The organism is Pseudomonas sp. S11P7, assembly GCF_023195435.1.
Classification (GTDB): Bacteria; Pseudomonadota; Gammaproteobacteria; order Pseudomonadales; family Pseudomonadaceae; genus Aquipseudomonas; species Aquipseudomonas fluorescens_G.
Genome location: NZ_JALPKS020000002.1, coordinates 5,820,627 through 5,836,994, shown reverse-complemented (window position 1 = coordinate 5,836,994; position 16,368 = coordinate 5,820,627). Strand labels below are relative to the sequence as shown.

The 16,368-nt window shown below is 61.1% G+C and carries 20 protein-coding genes; 11 read left to right on the top strand and 9 right to left on the bottom strand.

Annotated features, from left to right (window positions below):
• Positions 1–185: 185 nt before the first annotated feature.
• Positions 186–1,649: an argininosuccinate lyase gene (argH, locus tag M0746_RS26670; RefSeq protein ID WP_258451192.1), complete on the top strand. Its 1,464-nt coding sequence runs from the start codon at positions 186–188 to the stop codon at positions 1,647–1,649.
• 99 nt (positions 1,650–1,748) lie between these two features.
• On the opposite strand, the gene M0746_RS26665 is transcribed toward argH, so the two are convergent.
• Both M0746_RS26665 and M0746_RS26660 read right to left on the bottom strand, forming a co-directional pair.
• Positions 1,749–2,408, bottom strand: a complete 660-nt coding sequence (locus M0746_RS26665) for a glutathione S-transferase family protein (RefSeq protein ID WP_258451191.1) — start codon at positions 2,406–2,408, stop codon at positions 1,749–1,751.
• On the bottom strand, positions 2,408–2,533 hold the full coding sequence (locus M0746_RS26660; protein ID WP_258451190.1) for a hypothetical protein: 126 nt from the start codon (positions 2,531–2,533) through the stop codon (positions 2,408–2,410). Before M0746_RS26660 ends, M0746_RS26665 begins: the two co-directional genes overlap by 1 nt.
• Here M0746_RS26660 and M0746_RS26655 point away from each other — a divergent pair.
• The 3 genes from M0746_RS26655 to M0746_RS26645 all read left to right on the top strand — a co-directional run bounded on the left by M0746_RS26655 (position 2,532) and on the right by M0746_RS26645 (position 6,348).
• Entirely contained in the window at positions 2,532–2,822 is a 291-nt protein-coding gene (locus M0746_RS26655; RefSeq protein ID WP_258451189.1) for a hypothetical protein, read from the top strand. The two genes, M0746_RS26660 and M0746_RS26655, sit on opposite strands and share 2 nt — an antisense overlap.
• 257 nt (positions 2,823–3,079) lie before the next feature.
• On the top strand, positions 3,080–3,325 hold the full coding sequence (locus M0746_RS26650) for a TIGR02647 family protein (RefSeq protein WP_186549670.1): 246 nt from the start codon (positions 3,080–3,082) through the stop codon (positions 3,323–3,325).
• Positions 3,326–3,504: 179 nt separating this feature from the next.
• The gene (locus M0746_RS26645) at positions 3,505–6,348 is read left to right on the top strand and encodes a class I adenylate cyclase (protein ID WP_258451188.1); all 2,844 of its coding nucleotides are present in this window, start codon (positions 3,505–3,507) and stop codon (positions 6,346–6,348) included.
• Positions 6,349–6,356: 8 nt separating this feature from the next.
• On the opposite strand, the gene rnk is transcribed toward M0746_RS26645, so the two are convergent.
• From rnk to cyaY, 3 genes are all read right to left on the bottom strand, one after another.
• Positions 6,357–6,776 (bottom strand): nucleoside diphosphate kinase regulator, encoded by a 420-nt coding sequence (rnk, locus tag M0746_RS26640; protein WP_258451187.1) that lies wholly within the window; start codon positions 6,774–6,776, stop codon positions 6,357–6,359.
• Positions 6,777–6,902: 126 nt separating this feature from the next.
• Positions 6,903–7,127, bottom strand: coding sequence for a DUF1289 domain-containing protein (locus M0746_RS26635; RefSeq protein WP_208939283.1), 225 nt, complete (start codon positions 7,125–7,127; stop codon positions 6,903–6,905).
• 3 nt (positions 7,128–7,130) lie between these two features.
• On the bottom strand, positions 7,131–7,463 hold the full coding sequence (cyaY, locus tag M0746_RS26630) for an iron donor protein CyaY (protein ID WP_047596732.1): 333 nt from the start codon (positions 7,461–7,463) through the stop codon (positions 7,131–7,133).
• Between the two features lie 306 nt (positions 7,464–7,769).
• Here cyaY and lptM point away from each other — a divergent pair, with 306 nt between their 5' ends.
• The 6 genes from lptM to M0746_RS26600 are packed head-to-tail and all read left to right on the top strand — an operon-like array spanning position 7,770 to position 12,373.
• Complete coding sequence (gene lptM, locus M0746_RS26625) at positions 7,770–7,940, top strand: LPS translocon maturation chaperone LptM (RefSeq protein ID WP_090287444.1); 171 nt, start codon at positions 7,770–7,772, stop codon at positions 7,938–7,940.
• Positions 7,941–7,949: 9 nt separating this feature from the next.
• A complete protein-coding gene (gene lysA / locus M0746_RS26620) occupies positions 7,950–9,197 on the top strand; it encodes a diaminopimelate decarboxylase (protein WP_093097067.1) in 1,248 nt (415 codons plus the stop codon).
• Positions 9,198–9,200: 3 nt separating this feature from the next.
• A complete protein-coding gene (gene dapF, locus M0746_RS26615; RefSeq protein ID WP_258451186.1) occupies positions 9,201–10,031 on the top strand; it encodes a diaminopimelate epimerase in 831 nt (276 codons plus the stop codon).
• A 13-nt stretch (positions 10,032–10,044) separates the two neighbouring features.
• Positions 10,045–10,770 carry a DUF484 family protein gene (locus M0746_RS26610; RefSeq protein WP_090287450.1) on the top strand — a complete coding sequence of 242 codons (726 nt, stop codon included), beginning with the start codon at positions 10,045–10,047 and terminating at the stop codon, positions 10,768–10,770.
• 2 nt (positions 10,771–10,772) lie between these two features.
• On the top strand, positions 10,773–11,672 hold the full coding sequence (xerC, locus tag M0746_RS26605; protein ID WP_208939281.1) for a tyrosine recombinase XerC: 900 nt from the start codon (positions 10,773–10,775) through the stop codon (positions 11,670–11,672).
• A complete protein-coding gene (locus M0746_RS26600; protein WP_258451185.1) occupies positions 11,669–12,373 on the top strand; it encodes an HAD family hydrolase in 705 nt (234 codons plus the stop codon). The genes xerC and M0746_RS26600 overlap by 4 nt, the downstream gene beginning before the upstream one ends.
• Before the next feature lie 195 nt (positions 12,374–12,568).
• On the opposite strand, the gene sutA is transcribed toward M0746_RS26600, so the two are convergent.
• The 4 genes from sutA to glnK form a co-directional block, all read right to left on the bottom strand.
• Complete coding sequence (sutA, locus tag M0746_RS26595) at positions 12,569–12,895, bottom strand: transcriptional regulator SutA (RefSeq protein ID WP_258451184.1); 327 nt, start codon at positions 12,893–12,895, stop codon at positions 12,569–12,571.
• Positions 12,896–12,997: 102 nt separating this feature from the next.
• A complete protein-coding gene (locus tag M0746_RS26590) occupies positions 12,998–13,423 on the bottom strand; it encodes a secondary thiamine-phosphate synthase enzyme YjbQ (RefSeq protein ID WP_258451183.1) in 426 nt (141 codons plus the stop codon).
• A gap of 215 nt (positions 13,424–13,638) precedes the next feature.
• Entirely contained in the window at positions 13,639–14,976 is a 1,338-nt protein-coding gene (locus M0746_RS26585) for an ammonium transporter (RefSeq protein WP_258451182.1), read from the bottom strand.
• Positions 14,977–15,012: 36 nt separating this feature from the next.
• On the bottom strand, positions 15,013–15,351 hold the full coding sequence (glnK, locus tag M0746_RS26580; protein WP_002555808.1) for a P-II family nitrogen regulator: 339 nt from the start codon (positions 15,349–15,351) through the stop codon (positions 15,013–15,015).
• Between the two features lie 414 nt (positions 15,352–15,765).
• Between glnK and M0746_RS26575 the strand changes: the two genes are divergently transcribed.
• A complete protein-coding gene (locus M0746_RS26575) occupies positions 15,766–16,026 on the top strand; it encodes an accessory factor UbiK family protein (RefSeq protein ID WP_007920416.1) in 261 nt (86 codons plus the stop codon).
• Positions 16,027–16,368 lie beyond the last annotated feature (342 nt).

The window sequence follows — 16,368 nt, the reverse complement described above, 5'->3', positions numbered from 1 at the left end:
CTTATAGTCGGCGCCCTGCCCTTTGCGCGAGACAAAGCCACGCCGACCCCTACGTCCAACTGTAGACGTTCGTCGGAGCGATATTGCTCAATCGAAAAATATCCTTGCGCAAATTCCCGGCGGGCAGCACCGGCCAAGGCCGACATGCGCCGAAAAAAACGTATCGACCGGTGTCAGCGACAGGATTGGCAACCCTGTTATTATCCGCGCCAGCGTTTCACGCCTTCTTTCTTCAAGCCGATACGAGCGAATTCACGAGCACTGACAAGACCAATCAGTCCTGGGGCGGCCGCTTCAGTGAACCCGTCGACGCCTTCGTCGCCCGCTTCACCGCCTCCGTCACTTTCGACCAGCGCCTGTATCGCCACGACATCATGGGCTCGATCGCCCACGCCACCATGCTGGCCAAGGTCGGCGTGCTGACCGATGCCGAGCGCGACAGCATCATCGACGGCCTGAACACCATTCAGGGCGAAATCGAGGCCGGCCAGTTCGACTGGCGCGTCGACCTCGAAGACGTGCACATGAACATCGAAGCGCGCCTGACCGATCGCATCGGCGTGACCGGCAAGAAGCTCCACACCGGGCGCAGCCGCAACGACCAGGTCGCCACCGATATCCGCCTGTGGCTGCGTGACGAAATCGATCTGATCCTTGCCGAAATCACTCGCCTGCAAAATGGCCTGCTCGAGCAAGCCGAGCGTGAGGCCGCCAGCATCATGCCGGGCTTCACCCACTTGCAGACCGCACAGCCGGTCACTTTCGGTCACCACATGCTGGCCTGGTTCGAAATGCTCAGCCGCGATTACGAGCGTCTGGTCGACTGCCGCAAGCGCACCAACCGCATGCCGCTGGGCAGCGCCGCGCTGGCCGGCACCACGTACCCGATCGATCGCCAATACACCGCGCAACTGCTGGGCTTCGACGCTGTTGGTGGCAACTCGCTGGACAACGTCTCCGATCGCGATTTCGCCATCGAATTCTGCTCGGCCGCGAGCATCGCGATGATGCACCTGTCGCGCTTCTCCGAAGAGCTGGTGCTGTGGACCAGCGCGCAGTTCCAGTTCATCGATCTGCCCGACCGTTTCTGCACCGGCAGTTCGATCATGCCGCAAAAGAAAAACCCCGACGTACCGGAACTGGTGCGTGGCAAGACCGGCCGTGTGTTCGGCGCGCTGATGGGCCTGCTGACCCTGATGAAAGGCCAGCCGCTGGCCTACAACAAGGACAACCAGGAAGACAAGGAACCGCTGTTCGACGCCGCCGACACTCTGCGTGATTCGCTGCGCGCGTTTGCCGACATGATCCCGGCGATCAAGCCCAAGCACGCGATCATGCGTGAAGCTGCACTGCGCGGCTTCTCCACCGCGACCGATCTGGCCGACTACCTGGTACGCCGTGGCCTGCCGTTCCGCGACTGCCACGAAATCGTTGGCCACGCGGTGAAATATGGTGTCGATACCGGCAAGGATCTGGCCGAGATGAGCCTGGAAGAGTTGCGCCAGTTCAGCGACCAGATCGAGCAGGACGTGTTTGCCGTGCTGACGCTGGAAGGCTCGGTGAATGCGCGTGACCATATCGGCGGAACGGCACCGGCGCAGGTCAAAGCTGCGGTGGCCCGCGGTCAGGCATTGATCGCCAGCCGCTAAAAGTTAAAAGCATCGCGAGCAGGCTCACTCTACATTGGAATGCGCTCCCCTGTAGGAGTGAGCCTGCTCGCGATAGCTGCTTTCAACTCACTACAAACCTCACTTCTTGGCAGCAATCATCGCCAAAAACGCCGGCATCGCCGCATCCTTGTCTGCGGCAATCCTCTGCACATGCGGATTCTGCTCAAGCCGCTCCAGCAGCGCCTTCGCCTGTGGCATGTCTGCCAGCCAATCGATCCCGAACAGCTTCTGCCCGACCGCACACGCCAGCGGCACGCTGTAGAGGAAATACAGATCCGCGATGCTCAGGCTGTCGCCCGCCACATACGGGGCGAACTTGCCGTGCCGGCCCAGCGCGGCAAAACCGAGCTGCAGTTCAGTGCGGGTCTTTTCCTTGATCGCGTCTGGCAGGGTCATGCCGAAAAAGGCCTCGCCGTAACAGGCGCGACCCGGCAGCTCGATGTACAGCTCGATTTCCTTGGCGATCGCCAGTACCTGCGCGCGTTCGAACGGGTCGCTCGGCAACAGTGGCGTGCCTTTCTGAGTCTGCTCGAGATATTCGAGGATGATCGCGGTTTCGTTGATGTAACCGGCGTCGACGCCGAGCACCGGCACCTTGCCGCGCGGGCTGATGGCCAGCGATTCTGCGGTTTGCGTCGGATAAAACGTCACTTCTTCGAAAGGCAGGCCTTTTTCCAGCAGCGCCAGTTTGACCATGTTGTAGTAATTGCTGACAGAGAAACCGTAGAGCTTGAACATCACAGAGCCTCCAGGCCGTGCGGGGTGGGCAGTGCCTGTTTATAGATCGCCACGGTGATTCCCGCCAGCAGCATCACTCCACTGAATGCGGGTAAACTGGCGCCTTTCCATGAGGAGCCTGCCATGAGCGAGCCGACAGATATCGTCAACGATGACGACGAAGAAGCATTCACCGAGGCAACGCTGATCGAAGCCATCGAAAACCAGATCGAGAGCGGCAACCCGCCGGCGGCTAAAGCGACGTTCAACAAGCTAACGTTGGTGGGTGTCGAGCGCGAAGAGATCCTCGAACTGATGGCGCATGTGCTGGCTTGCGAGATTGACGCGATGCTGGATGAAGACCGCGCGTTCGATACCGAATGGTACGAAGCGGCGCTGCGTAAATTGCCTGAGCTGCCACCAGAAAAGCAGTAACAGCACCGTATCCTGTGGGAGCGAGCCTGCTCGCGAAAGCGGTACACCAGCGAAACAACGCTGAATGACACTCCGCTTTCGCGAGCAGGCTCGCTCCCACACAATTTGTCACCCATCTATCCTGCCGGTGGCCGAGCCCCGACTACACTGGAATCCGTCTCAAGACAAAATCCCTTGATCTGAGCACTGGACAGGCCGCACTCGCGGGTTCACCTTAGGGGCGCTGTCGTCCAATTCCTAGAAAGTCTGGAGTCCTTATGTCGCTTACCCCTGAGTTGGTTGCCGAACTGGAAGTCCTCGCACTCTTTCCCCTGGACAGTTCCCAGGAAGGTCTGAAAATTCATCAGACCGCTGCCCCGAAACACATCGCCGCTGCCCAGCGCCTGTTTGATAAAGACCTCACCGACCAGCCCGATGGCGGCTATCTGACCAGCCTCGGTCGCGATGCCGCGCAAAACGTGCAAACCGTGCTGACCATTTTGAAAGAGCAGGAAACCGCCTGATTCCCTGACTTCGCCCACGGAAACTCCTGCCACGGGATTTCCGCGGGCCTGCCGTTCCGCGAACGGTAGAAACCTGACGTCAAAAAACAAATTCAGCTGAAACTCCCGCTGCGCTACGGCTAAACTGCCTCCCATTCCGAGACCTCTACGTCCGAGCCTGCGAGCCGGTTTGAGCTGACATGACGCGCACCCACGAAATCCGCCCCGACCTGGACGAGGGCATTGACCGCAAGACGCTCAGCCAGCTGCGCGCGCGTTTTCTCAAACTCAATGAAGGCCGCCTCGGCCGCGCCCTCGAAGGTCTATCGACCCGGCAACAGAGCGTGCTGACGCTGCTGCCGCTGTTCTTCCACGTCAATCATCCGCTGTTGCCCAGCTATGTCTCGGGCAGCACGCCGGCCGGCCTGTCGAATTACGAGCCCGACACCGACACCCTCGCCGAAGCCCAGCGCCTGACCCGCTCGTTCTCGTACAAGCCGCGCCATGGCAGCAACCCGCCGCGACCGATCCACGGCCTGTTCCTGATGGGCAGCCTCGGCACGTTGGCCCAGGCCGACCAGAGCGATATGGACGTGTGGGTGTGCCACGCGCCGGATCTGAGCGAGAGCGAGCTCGCCGAGCTGCAGAGAAAATGCCAGTTGCTCGAAGCCTGGGCAGCAAGTCAGGGCGCGGAGGCGCACTTCTTTCTGATCGATCCGGTGCGCTTCGTCAAAGGCGAACGCGACTCGCAGCTCAGTTCGGAAAACTGCGGCAGCACACAGCACTATTTGTTGCTGGACGAGTTTTATCGCACGGCCATCTGGCTGGCCGGGCGCACGCCGATCTGGTGGCTGGTGCCGGTGTATGAAGAAAGCGCCTACGACGCTTACACCCACACGCTGCTGTCGAAGCGTTTCATTCGCGCCGACGAAACCCTCGATCTCGGGCCCATGGCGACCATCCCGCCGGGCGAGTTCATCGGCGCCGGGTTGTGGCAATTGTTCAAGGGCATCGAGTCGCCGTACAAATCGGTGCTCAAGCTGCTGCTGACCGAGGTTTATGCCAGCGAACACCCGCACGTGCAGTGCCTAAGCCTGCGTTTCAAGAAAGCCGTGTTCGCCAATCAACTGGACCTGGATGAGCTGGACCCGTACATGGTCGTGTACCGGCGCATCGAGGAATACCTGAATGCCCGCAATGAGCCGGAACGCCTCGAGCTGGTGCGCCGCGCGCTGTACCTCAAGGTCAACCGCAAGCTCACCGGCAACAGCCGCACCCAGAGCTGGCAACGCTCACTGCTCGAACGACTGGCCAACGAGTGGCATTGGGATCAACGGCAACTGACTCTGCTCGACAGCCGCAGCCAGTGGAAAGTCCGCCAGGTCAGCGCCGAACGCCGCGCGCTGGTCAACGAGTTGAATTACAGCTATCGCTTCCTCACCCAGTTCGCCCGCACCGAGCAGACCGTCAGCCTGATCAACAAGCGTGATCTGAACGTTCTCGGTCGTCGCCTGTATGCAGCGTTCGAGCGCAAGGCCGACAAGGTCGAGTTCATCAACCCCGGCATCGCCCCGGATCTGGCCGAAGACACCCTGACCCTGGTGCAGTCGCGCAATAAAAAGGAGCCGGGGCAAACCCAGTGGGGCCTGTACAACGGCAGCCTGACCGCGCTGGAGTGGGAACACTTCGCGCCGATCAAGCGCAGCCGCGAACTGCTCGAACTGCTGACCTGGTGCCACCGCAACGGCGTGATCGACAGCAGCACGCGGCTGGCCCTGCATCCGGGCAACAGCGACCTGAGCGAGTTCGAGTTGTTCAACCTGCTCGGTAGCCTGCAACAGTGCATCGCCCTGCCCTTGCCCACCGTGGCCGAGGAAGCGCTGCTGCGCGCCGCCGTGCCGAGCGAAGTGCTGCTGCTGGTCAACGTCGGGATTGATCCGCTCAAACATCACCGCGATCTGAATATCCTGATGACCACCGAGCGCACCGACTCGCTGAGCTATGCCGGCGTGCGCGAAAATCTGGTGCTGACGCTGGATCAGGTCACGCTCAACAGCTGGAACGAAGTGCTGGTCAACCGCTTCGACGGGCCGCACGCCCTGCTCGACTGCCTGCGCGATTACCTCAACAACCTGCCGCGTGGGCCGTTACAGCCGTCGCTGAAAGTGCGCTGCTTCTGCCACAACCGCGCGCAATTCATTGCCCGTCGCGTCGAAGAAATCGTCGACACCGCACAGACCCTGCTGCTCAGCGAGCTGAACCATCGTTACTTGATTCAGGTGCAGCAGCACTATCACGTGCTGGAACTGGTGCCGGGCCAGGTCAACCATGTCGCCCTCGCCACATTGCCAGCGCTGCTCGACTACCTTGGCGAAGAACAGCCGCGCTACAGCCCGTTGCACCTGGACCCGATGGCGCTTGAGGAGCACGACCTCGCGCTGATCCTGCCGATGGGCCAGCCGGAATGCATTCAGGTGTTCTACCGCATTACCGAACACACCGCCGAGCTGTACGTGCTCGATGAGTTCAATGCGCTGTGGCAGCAGCATCTGCCGTACCACGACGAGCAGAGCCTGCTGGTACCGTTGCAGCGTTTCCTCCAGTCGATCCTGTTCCGCCGCGAAGCCATACTGCCCATGGAAGCGGGCCCCGAGAGTCGCCTGGAAATTCTGTATTACCAGTTGTTGCCTTCAGGTCCGGGACGCGCGCGCCGGGTCGAAACGCGGTCCGCCCCGCAGACGCCGGTCAACAAGCCGTTCTATGACGTGCAAGCGATCGTCGGCAAAGCCGCACCGGGCGAAGTGCAGGTCACCTTGTATTGCAATCAGCGGGAATTCAGCGAGCTGGAGCATGGCGACCAGCTGTTCAGCGTGGTCGCCCGCGAGATCGTCGAGCAGCGCCGCGAAGCCGAGCGCTACCGTTGCTACATCACCGACCTCGACCTCTCGGGCCTGCTCGGTGACGGGCAGAGTTCGAGCAATCTGTATCTGCGTTACAAGGCTGACCTGGAGCGCGCTCTGAACGAGGCGCTTGAACAGGTCTGACGCGGGGCTTACACGGGAAAATCGCCACCGTTGGCCGGCTGCGACTCGACTTCCAGCAGGGTCAGTTTGAGGGTTTTGCCACCCGGTGCCGGCCAGTCGATGTGCTGCCCGACCTTCAGGCCCAGCAGCGCACTGCCGACCGGGGCGAGAATGGAGATCTTGCCCTCAAGAGCGTTGGCATCCTTGGGATAGACCAGCGTCAGGTGGTAATCCTTGCCACTGCCTTCTTCGCGGCAATGCACACGGGAATTCATGGTCACGACGTCCGCCGGCACTTCATCGTGGCCGACCACGTTGTCGGCGCGATCCAGCTCGGTTTGCAGCGCGATCACGCCCGGCGCAGCCTGGTCTTTCTCGCTCAGGCTGTCGATCAAGCGCTCCAGACGTTGCACGTCCAGACGGGTAAGGGTGATGGAAGGTGCGGTCATGATCCGGGCAGACTCCTTTCTTCTGCACAAAAAAAGCAAAACCCCGCCAAAAAAGACGGGGTTTTTACCAGGCCTCGGTGGTTTGAGGCGTTCGCGGACACTATCACAGCTCAAAAAATATACAAGTCACGTCCCACTGGATTGCTTGCGCTGTGACGCTTGGGCGACGATCACCCGGCGCCGCTGGTCATCCGCCGAGCGCCATTCGCGAATGTCTTCGACGTGGCGCGCGCAGCCGAGACAGACTTTATGTTCGTCCAGCCGACATACGCCCGTGCACGGCGAAGGCACCGCCGGGCTGACGTTGCTGTAGAGCGGTTTTGGCGGGCGAACAGGCGCTGCATCAGTCACGAATCACAGACCTTCGAAATCGAATTCAACACCAGCCTGCTGCTTGACGATGCGCTCGAGCATTTCGCCCAACTGCTCTTCGCTCTTGTCGCACATCCAGCGCTCGCTTTCTTCGTCATAGTCGAAGTGGAAGCCACCGGACACCGCCGCCAGCCACAGCTGACGCAGCGGCTCCTGGCGGCTGAAGATCAATTGGCTGCCGTTTTCGAACTTGACGGTCAGCACACCGGCCGAGCTTTCCAGGTCGATGTCCAGATCGCTTTCATCAAAGATGTCTTCCAGTTTTTCCTGGGTCTCATCGACCAGATCGTGGAAACGGGCTTCGGACAAACTCATTGCGGCAACCTCAAAAATTGTCTGATCAGGCTCAAGCGCCGAAAGATACGGACGCTGCCGGCCGATTGCAAAGGATAACGACCAAGCGCCTGCAGCGCCTCCCTGTGCGAGCGAACCTGCTCGCGAAAGCGCGGTGTCAGGCGCTGAAGGTGTCGAATCTACCGGCCCCTTCGCGAGCAGGCTCGCTCCCACAGGGACGCTGCGGCTGACTTGGGTACCCCGCCAGACGGGAGGGCCATTACATAGGCAAGCTGCCGGGTGGCCGGTATACTCCGGCGCAATTAACGCATTTTCAAGGATTTCGCCATGAAGCGCCTGATCTCTTCCCTTGCTGCGCTCGTCGCGGTTGCCTGCCTCGTTTCGGCCTGCGGTCAAAAAGGCCCGCTGTACCTGCCCGATGACAATCAGGACCCGGCCGAACAAGCCCAATCGTCGCAAAAGCAGCCGTCCAAAGCACACAAGCACGACGTTTACTAAGGGATCGCCATGGACGCTTTTAACTACCGCGGCGGTGAGCTGTTCGCGGAAGGTGTGGCGCTGTCGGCCATCGCCGACCGCTTCGGCACCCCGACCTACGTATACTCGCGCGCGCACATCGAAGCCCAGTATCTGGCCTACGCCGATGCGCTGGCCGGCATGCCGCACCTGGTCTGCTTTGCGGTCAAGGCCAACTCCAACCTCGGCGTATTGAATGTCCTGGCGCGTCTGGGCGCCGGTTTCGACATCGTTTCGCGCGGTGAACTGGAGCGTGTGCTGGCCGCTGGCGGCAGTGCCGACAAGATCGTTTTCTCCGGCGTCGGCAAGACCCGTGACGACATGCGTCGCGCCCTCGAAGTCGGCGTGCATTGCTTCAACGTCGAATCCACCGATGAGCTCGAGCGCCTGCAAGTGGTCGCCGCCGAGCTGGGCGTGCGCGCCCCGGTGTCGCTGCGCGTCAACCCGGACGTGGACGCCGGCACCCACCCGTACATTTCCACCGGTCTCAAAGAGAACAAGTTCGGCATCGCCATTGCCGACGCCGAAGACGTGTACGTGCGCGCCGCGCATCTGCCGAACCTGGAAGTGGTCGGCGTCGACTGCCACATCGGTTCGCAACTGACCACGCTGCCGCCGTTCCTCGATGCTCTCGATCGCCTGCTGGATCTGGTCGACCGCCTCGGCGATTGCGGCATTCACCTGCGCCACATCGATCTCGGTGGCGGCCTGGGTGTGCGTTATCGCGATGAAGAGCCACCGTTGGCCGCCGATTACGTCAAAGCCGTCCGCGAACGCCTCGAAGGCCGCGATCTGGCGCTGGTGTTCGAGCCAGGCCGTTTCATCGTTGCCAACGCCGGCGTACTGCTGACGCAGGTCGAGTACCTCAAGCACACCGAACACAAGGATTTCGCCATCGTCGATGCGGCGATGAACGACCTGATCCGCCCGGCGCTGTATCAGGCATGGATGGACGTCACCGCGGTCAAACCGCGCGAGACCGCCGCCCGCACCTATGACATCGTTGGCCCGATCTGCGAAACCGGCGACTTCCTCGCCAAGGACCGTGAGCTGGCGCTGGCCGAAGGCGACTTGCTGGCCGTTCACTCGGCCGGTGCCTACGGTTTCGTCATGAGCTCCAACTACAACACCCGCGGCCGCGCCGCCGAGGTGCTGGTAGACGGTGATCAGGTTTTTGAAGTGCGCCGCCGCGAAACCGTGGCCGAGCTGTTTGCCGGCGAAAGCCTGCTGCCGGAGTAACCCATGCTGCTGCGTTTTACCAAAATGCACGGCCTGGGCAATGACTTCATGGTTCTCGACCTGGTCAGCCAGCACGCGCACATTCAGCCCAAACACGCCAAGCAATGGGGCGACCGTCATACCGGCATCGGCTTCGACCAGTTGCTGATCGTCGAAGCCCCGAGCAACCCGGACGTGGATTTCCGTTACCGGATCTTCAACTCCGACGGTTCCGAGGTCGAGCAGTGCGGCAACGGTGCGCGCTGCTTCGCCCGGTTCGTGCTCGACAAGCGTCTGACTGCGAAACGGCAGATCCGCGTCGAGACCAAGGGTGGCATCATCGAACTGGACGTGCGTAACGACGGGCAGATCGGCGTCAACATGGGCGCGCCACGCCTGGTGCCGGCAGACATTCCGTTCGAGGCGCCAGCGCAGGCCAGCAGCTATCAGCTGGAAGTCGACGGCACCACCGTCGAACTGGCGGCCGTGTCGATGGGCAACCCGCACGCGGTACTGCGCGTGCAGGACATCAACAGTGCACCGGTGCATGAGCTGGGGCCGAAAATCGAACACCATCCGCGCTTTCCGGCGCGGGTCAATGTCGGTTTCCTTCAGGTCATCGACCGCCACCGTGCGCAATTGCGCGTATGGGAACGCGGCGCCGGGGAAACCCAGGCCTGCGGTACCGGCGCATGCGCGGCGGCTGTCGCGGCCATCAGCCAGGGGTGGATGGATTCGCCGCTGTTGATCGACCTGCCCGGCGGGCGTCTGTCCATCGAGTGGGCCGGCCCCGGCCAACCGGTGCTGATGACCGGTCCGGCAATGCGTGTATATGAAGGACAAGTGCGTCTTTGAGTGAGCAGAAACCATGACCGATAAGCCTCAGGTACCCGCCCGACAGTCCGACGAATCCGCGTCCGCGAATCTGGAAGCGGCAGCAGTCGCCGCCTACCTCGAGGCTCATCCGGACTTCTTCGTCGAGCACGAAGAACTGCTGCCGGCCATGCGCATCCCGCACCGTCGCGGTGACACCGTGTCGCTGGTCGAACGGCAGATGACCATCCTGCGCGATCGCAACATCGAGATGCGTCACCGCCTTTCGCAGCTAATGGATGTTGCCCGCGATAACGATCGCCTGTTCGACAAGACCCGCCGCCTGATCCTCGCCCTGATGGACGCTTCAAGTCTGGAAGACGTGGTGATCAGTGTCGAAGACAGTCTGCGCCAGGATTTCCAGGTGCCGTTTGTCAGCCTGATCCTGCTCGGCGACAACCCGGCACCGGTCGGTCGCTGGGTCACGCACGCTGACGCCCAGGTCGCCATTGGCGGCCTGCTCACAGAGGGTAAAAGTGTCAGCGGCAGTCTGCGCGAGCACGAACTCGATTTCCTCTTCGGCGAAGAACAGCGCAAGCAGATCGGCTCGACCGCCGTGGTCGCGGTCAGCCATCAAGGCATCCACGGCATTCTGGCGATCGCCAGCCGTGATCCGCAGCATTACAAAAGCTCGGTCGGCACGCTGTTTCTCAGTTACATCGCCGAAGTCATGGGCCGTGTGCTGCCACGGGTCAACAGCTCCCTGCGCTCGGTACGCTGAACATGGAACGGCAACTGGACGCTTACTGCGAACACCTGCGCAGTGAGCGCCAGGTGTCGCCGCACACGCTGTCGGCCTACCGCCGCGACCTCGATAAAGTCCTCGGCTGGTGCATCAAGCAGAACATCGGCAGCTGGGCCGCGCTGGATATCCAGCGCCTGCGCAGCCTGATCGCTCGCCTGCATGCGCAAGGCCAGTCCTCGCGCAGCCTCGCCCGCCTGCTTTCGGCCGTACGCGGGCTCTACCACTACCTCAACCGTGAAGGCCTGTGTGATCACGACCCGGCCACAGGTCTGGCGCCGCCGAAAGGCGAACGTCGCCTGCCAAAAACCCTGGATACCGACCGCGCGCTGCAACTGCTCGAAGGTGCCGTTGAGGATGATTTTCTGGCACGCCGTGATCAGGCGATTCTCGAACTGTTTTATTCCTCGGGCCTGCGCCTTTCCGAGCTGACCGGGCTCAATCTCGATCAACTCGATCTGGCCGACGGCATGGTTCAGGTGCTCGGCAAGGGCAGTAAAACCCGCCTGTTGCCGGTGGGTAAAAAGGCCCGCGAAGCCATCGAACAGTGGCTGCCGCTGCGAGCGCTGACCAACCCGGCGGACGATGCCGTGTTCGTCAGCCAGCAAGGCCGGCGCCTCGGCCCGCGAGCGATTCAGGTACGCGTCAAACTGGCTGGCGAGCGCGAACTGGGGCAGAACCTGCACCCGCACATGTTGCGGCATTCTTTCGCCAGCCACTTGCTGGAATCCTCGCAGGACCTGCGCGCCGTGCAGGAACTGCTCGGCCACTCCGACATCAAGACCACGCAGATCTACACCCACCTGGACTTCCAGCACCTGGCCGCGGTCTACGACAGTGCCCACCCCCGGGCCAAACGCATGAAAGGCGATGATTCATGAGCATTCAGTTGATCACCTTCGACCTCGACGACACCTTGTGGGATACCGCGCCAGTGATCGCCAGCGCCGAAACCGTCCTGCGCGAATGGCTTGCCGAGCACGCAGCGAATCTGGGCGCGGTGCCGGTCGAGCATCTGTGGTCGATTCGCGAACGCGTGCTGAGCAACGAGCCCGGACTGAAACATCGCATCAGCGCCTTGCGCCGGCGCGTGCTGTTCCATGCGCTGGAAGAATCCGGCTACGCCCACGTCGAGGCCTCGGAGCTGGCGGACAGGGCGTTTGAAGTGTTCCTGCACGCGCGGCACCAGATCGAGGTGTTCCCCGAGGTCCAACCGGTGCTGGAGATCCTCGCCAATCACTACGCGCTGGGCGTGGTCACTAACGGCAATGCTGATGTACGCCGGCTGGGGCTGGCAGACTTCTTCAAGTTTGCCCTGTGCGCCGAAGACATCGGCATCGCCAAACCGGATGCGCGGCTGTTTCATGAAGCGCTGCAGCGCGGTGGTGCGACCGCCGAAACCGCCGTGCATATCGGCGATCACCCGGGCGATGACATTGCCGGCGCGCAGCAGGCCGGGTTGCGGGCGATCTGGTTTAACCCGGCGGGCAAGGCCTGGGAAGCAGAGCGCGCGCCGGATGCCGAGATTCGCAGCCTGAGCGAGCTGCCAGCCGTACTCGCACGCTGGAACTCCTTGCACTGAATCCGAATTTACATCACTCCCTGTGGGAGCTGGCTTGCCAGCGATGAGGCCGGCACATTCAACCCATGTCGCCTGACAGGCAGCCATCGCTGGCAAGCCAGCTTCCACAGGATCTGCGTCGCCCTCACACTTTTATCTCAGACATGAAAAAGCCCGCAGCGACGGCGGGCTTTTTCAGCAAGCGAGCGACACGCCTCAGATAGGGCGGCTGCCGTACTTGTTGTCCGGCTTCTTGGGCGGATCGGCGACCACGTTGGCCTCCACTTCCTGCACCTTGCCACCGCGCGCAAGGAACTCTTCCATGGCCTTGGCCAGGGCGTCGCGCTCCTTGTTCTTGGCTTCGATACTCGGCAACTCATCCAACGACACCGCAGCCTTGGCTTTGCCTTTGGCAGCCGGGGCCGGCGTACCGTCACCGCCATCGTCTTCAGCAACGTCTTCCGCTGCTGCTTCCAGACCTTCCTCGGCCTCGTCTTCGTCGCCTACTTCGAGGTCGTCGTTTTCCAGATCATCGTCGCTCATGTTCTACCTCATGACTTGCGAAAAGCAGATTAGTTATAGACCAGCTTTGGCGACTGTCGAAAGTCGCCGGAAAAAAATCGGTAACCATTGATGACCAACGGTTCATGCCCCTTCACCGTGCAAGGTGGCGAGGACTTTACGGGCACCGCCATGATCACGGTGCTCGCCCAGATAAACGCCTTGCCAGGTTCCCAGTGCCAGGCGACCTGCCGATACCGGCAGGCTGATCTGGCAGCCAAGCACGCTGGCCTTGAAGTGCGCCGGGAGGTCGTCCAGGCCTTCGTCGTTATGCTCATAGCCGTCTGTTCCTTGTGGGATCAGACGATTGAAAAATCGTTCGAAGTCGCGACGTACCGCCGGATCGGCGTTCTCGTTGATGGTCAACGACGCCGAGGTATGCTGCAGCCACAAATGCAACAGACCGATCCGACACTGCCTGAGTTCAGGCAGGTTTTCGATCAGCTCATCCGTCACCAGATGAAAGCCCCGGGGCCGTGCCCGCAGGGTTATCAGAGTCTGTTGCCGCATACAGTTCTCCGCACGTTCGGGGCGCATTCTAGCGCGCTCTGGGAAAAAACAAAGACCCTAATATTCCCGCAATGATGTAAGCCATTCGCCGGGTAAAAACGCCACGGGTAAACACGACCAAAGCCGTACGAAAAATCCTTTCAGCTGCTCCCACAGTGACAAATCACGGACAAAAAAATGCCCGGCGAGCCGGGCAATTTTTTTGCTGCGCGTACTTACAGGTTGTAGCCGCGTTCGTTGTGTTGTGCCAGATCGAGGCCGACCGATTCTTCTTCCTCGGTCACGCGCAGCCCCATCACCGCATCCAGGACCTTGAGGATGATGAAGGTGACGATCGCGGTGTAGATCACCGTGAAGCCGACGCCTTTGATCTGAATCCAGACCTGTGCGCCGATGTCGGTCACGGTGCCGAAGCCGCCCAGTGCAGGCGCTGCAAACACACCGGTGAGGATCGCGCCGAGGATACCGCCGATACCGTGCACGCCGAACGCATCCAGGGAGTCGTCATAACCGAGTTTGCGTTTCAGGGTGGTGGCGCAGAAGAAGCACACCACGCCTGCCGCCAGACCGATCACCAGTGCGCCCATCGGGCCTACGGTGCCAGCGGCCGGCGTGATCGCGACCAGGCCGGCAACCACACCCGAGGCGATGCCCAGTGCGCTTGGCTTACCATGGGTGACCCATTCGGCAAACATCCAGCCCAGTGCCGCAGCGGCGGTGGCGATCTGAGTAACCAGCATTGCCATACCGGCAGTGCCGTTGGCGGCCGCAGCGGAGCCGGCGTTGAAGCCGAACCAGCCGACCCACAGCATGGCCGCGCCCATCAGCGTGTAACCGAGGTTGTGCGGAGCCATCGGGGTGGTCGGGAAGCCTTTGCGCTTGCCCAGTACCAGGCACGCCACCAGACCGGCGATACCGGCGTTGATGTGCACCACGGTGCCGCCGGCGAAGTCGAGTACGCCCCAGTCCCACATCAGGCCGCCGTTGCCGGACCAGACCATGTGCGCGATCGGCGCATAAACGAGGGTGAACCAGACGCCCATGAAGATCAGCATCGCGGAGAACTTCATGCGCTCGGCGAACGCACCGACGATCAGCGCCGGGGTGATGATCGCGAAGGTCATCTGGAAGGTGATGAACACTGCTTCAGGAAACAGCGCCGCCGGGCCAGTGATGCTCGAAGGCGTGACACCGGCGAGGAACGCCTTGCCCATGCCACCGAAGAACGAATTGAAATTGACGACGCCCTGCTCCATGCCGGTGGTGTCGAAGGCAATGCTGTAGCCATAAATGACCCACAGGATGCTGATCAGACCGGTAATGGCGAAGCACTGCATCATCACGGAAAGAATGTTTTTCGAGCGGACCATGCCGCCGTAGAACAGCGCCAGGCCAGGAATGGTCATGAACAGCACGAGGGCCGTCGAGGTGAGCATCCAGGCAGTGTCGCCGGAATTGAGGACTGGGGCCGCCACTTCGTCTGCCGCCATTGCAAGGCCGGGCATTACGATGGACAACAGGGCTCCTAGCCCTGCGAATTTACGCAGAGTCATATTGTTTTCTCCTGGGGCGTTGGGTTTGTGGCGGCGTTAGATCGCGTCGGTATCGGTTTCGCCGGTACGGATGCGGATCGCCTGTTCCAGATTGACCACGAAGATCTTGCCGTCACCGATCTTGCCGGTGTTGGCGGCCTTGGTTATCGCTTCGATAACCCGGTCCAGATCCTTGTCGTCGATGGCCACGTCGATTTTCACCTTGGGCAGAAAATCGACCACATATTCCGCGCCGCGATACAGCTCGGTGTGACCCTTCTGCCGGCCGAAGCCTTTGACTTCAGTAACGGTAATGCCCTGCACGCCGATTTCGGACAGCGACTCGCGCACGTCGTCCAACTTGAACGGCTTGATGATGGCAGTGACTAGCTTCATGAAACTCTCTCCCGAATTGGTGGACTTGCCCCAGGAAAACAAACCCGACTCAAGTCTAAGCGCAGTGCCTGGCTTTGTAACGCATCGTCGGCCTTGCCTGCCCGACTGACGCCAGCTAACCGCATCCAGACGAAACTCCCCGCTCCGTCTGCCGCACTGCATTCGTCACAGCGACTGCATCAGTGCATGGGTCGAGGGTGACTAAGCAGAAACCTTGCCATCTCGCCAAAATCCCCTGATTTCAATCCTTTGGCCGCTACCACAGGCGCTATTGCGCAAAGCGCCGCACCGATACGCACAACAACGGTGCGCGGCCGTCCGTCCGCCTGCGCGAAAAGCGTGCATCCCCGACCACGGGATTGACTATAGACACTGCGTGATACACTGCCGGCCATTGTTTCCAGGACCTCCACCATGCTCGCGCCCAAAGACTTCCTCGACGCCCTGAGCGGCACCGCCTCCCGCCTGTTCAGCGGCGACACCCCGCTGCCGAAAGCCGAAATCGAAAGCCAGTTCAAGATGCTGCTACAAAGCGCCTTCAGCAAACTCGACCTGGTCAGCCGTGAAGAATTTGATAGTCAAATGGTGGTGTTGGCCCGAACGCGTGCACGGCTTGAGAGCCTTGAAGCGAAGGTTGCCGAGATGGAAGCGAAGCTGACGCCGCCAGCGGAATAAGACCGCAATCTACTGTGGGAGCTAGCCTGCTATCGATTGGCGTAGTGCACATTTGGGAAGCCCATAGTGCCGATTTGCTCAAGCATGGTTGCCAGACTGCCGATGGGGTAGCAGCGCTTGTTGCGAAAATGATCGTTCCGGGAGCACAAATCTATTGTGAGTTCAAAGAACAGCGATGTGGAAACAGGGTCGCGGTACTGAGGACATCTATGGGAACACTGATTCTTGAACCGCGACACGAGCGCGCCACAGGATTTGGTTACTTCGTGGTGACTCGGTATCCGCAAAAACGCGCACATGGCACGTTGGTGGGGCAAATATCACGAGTACCATTAAATCAAA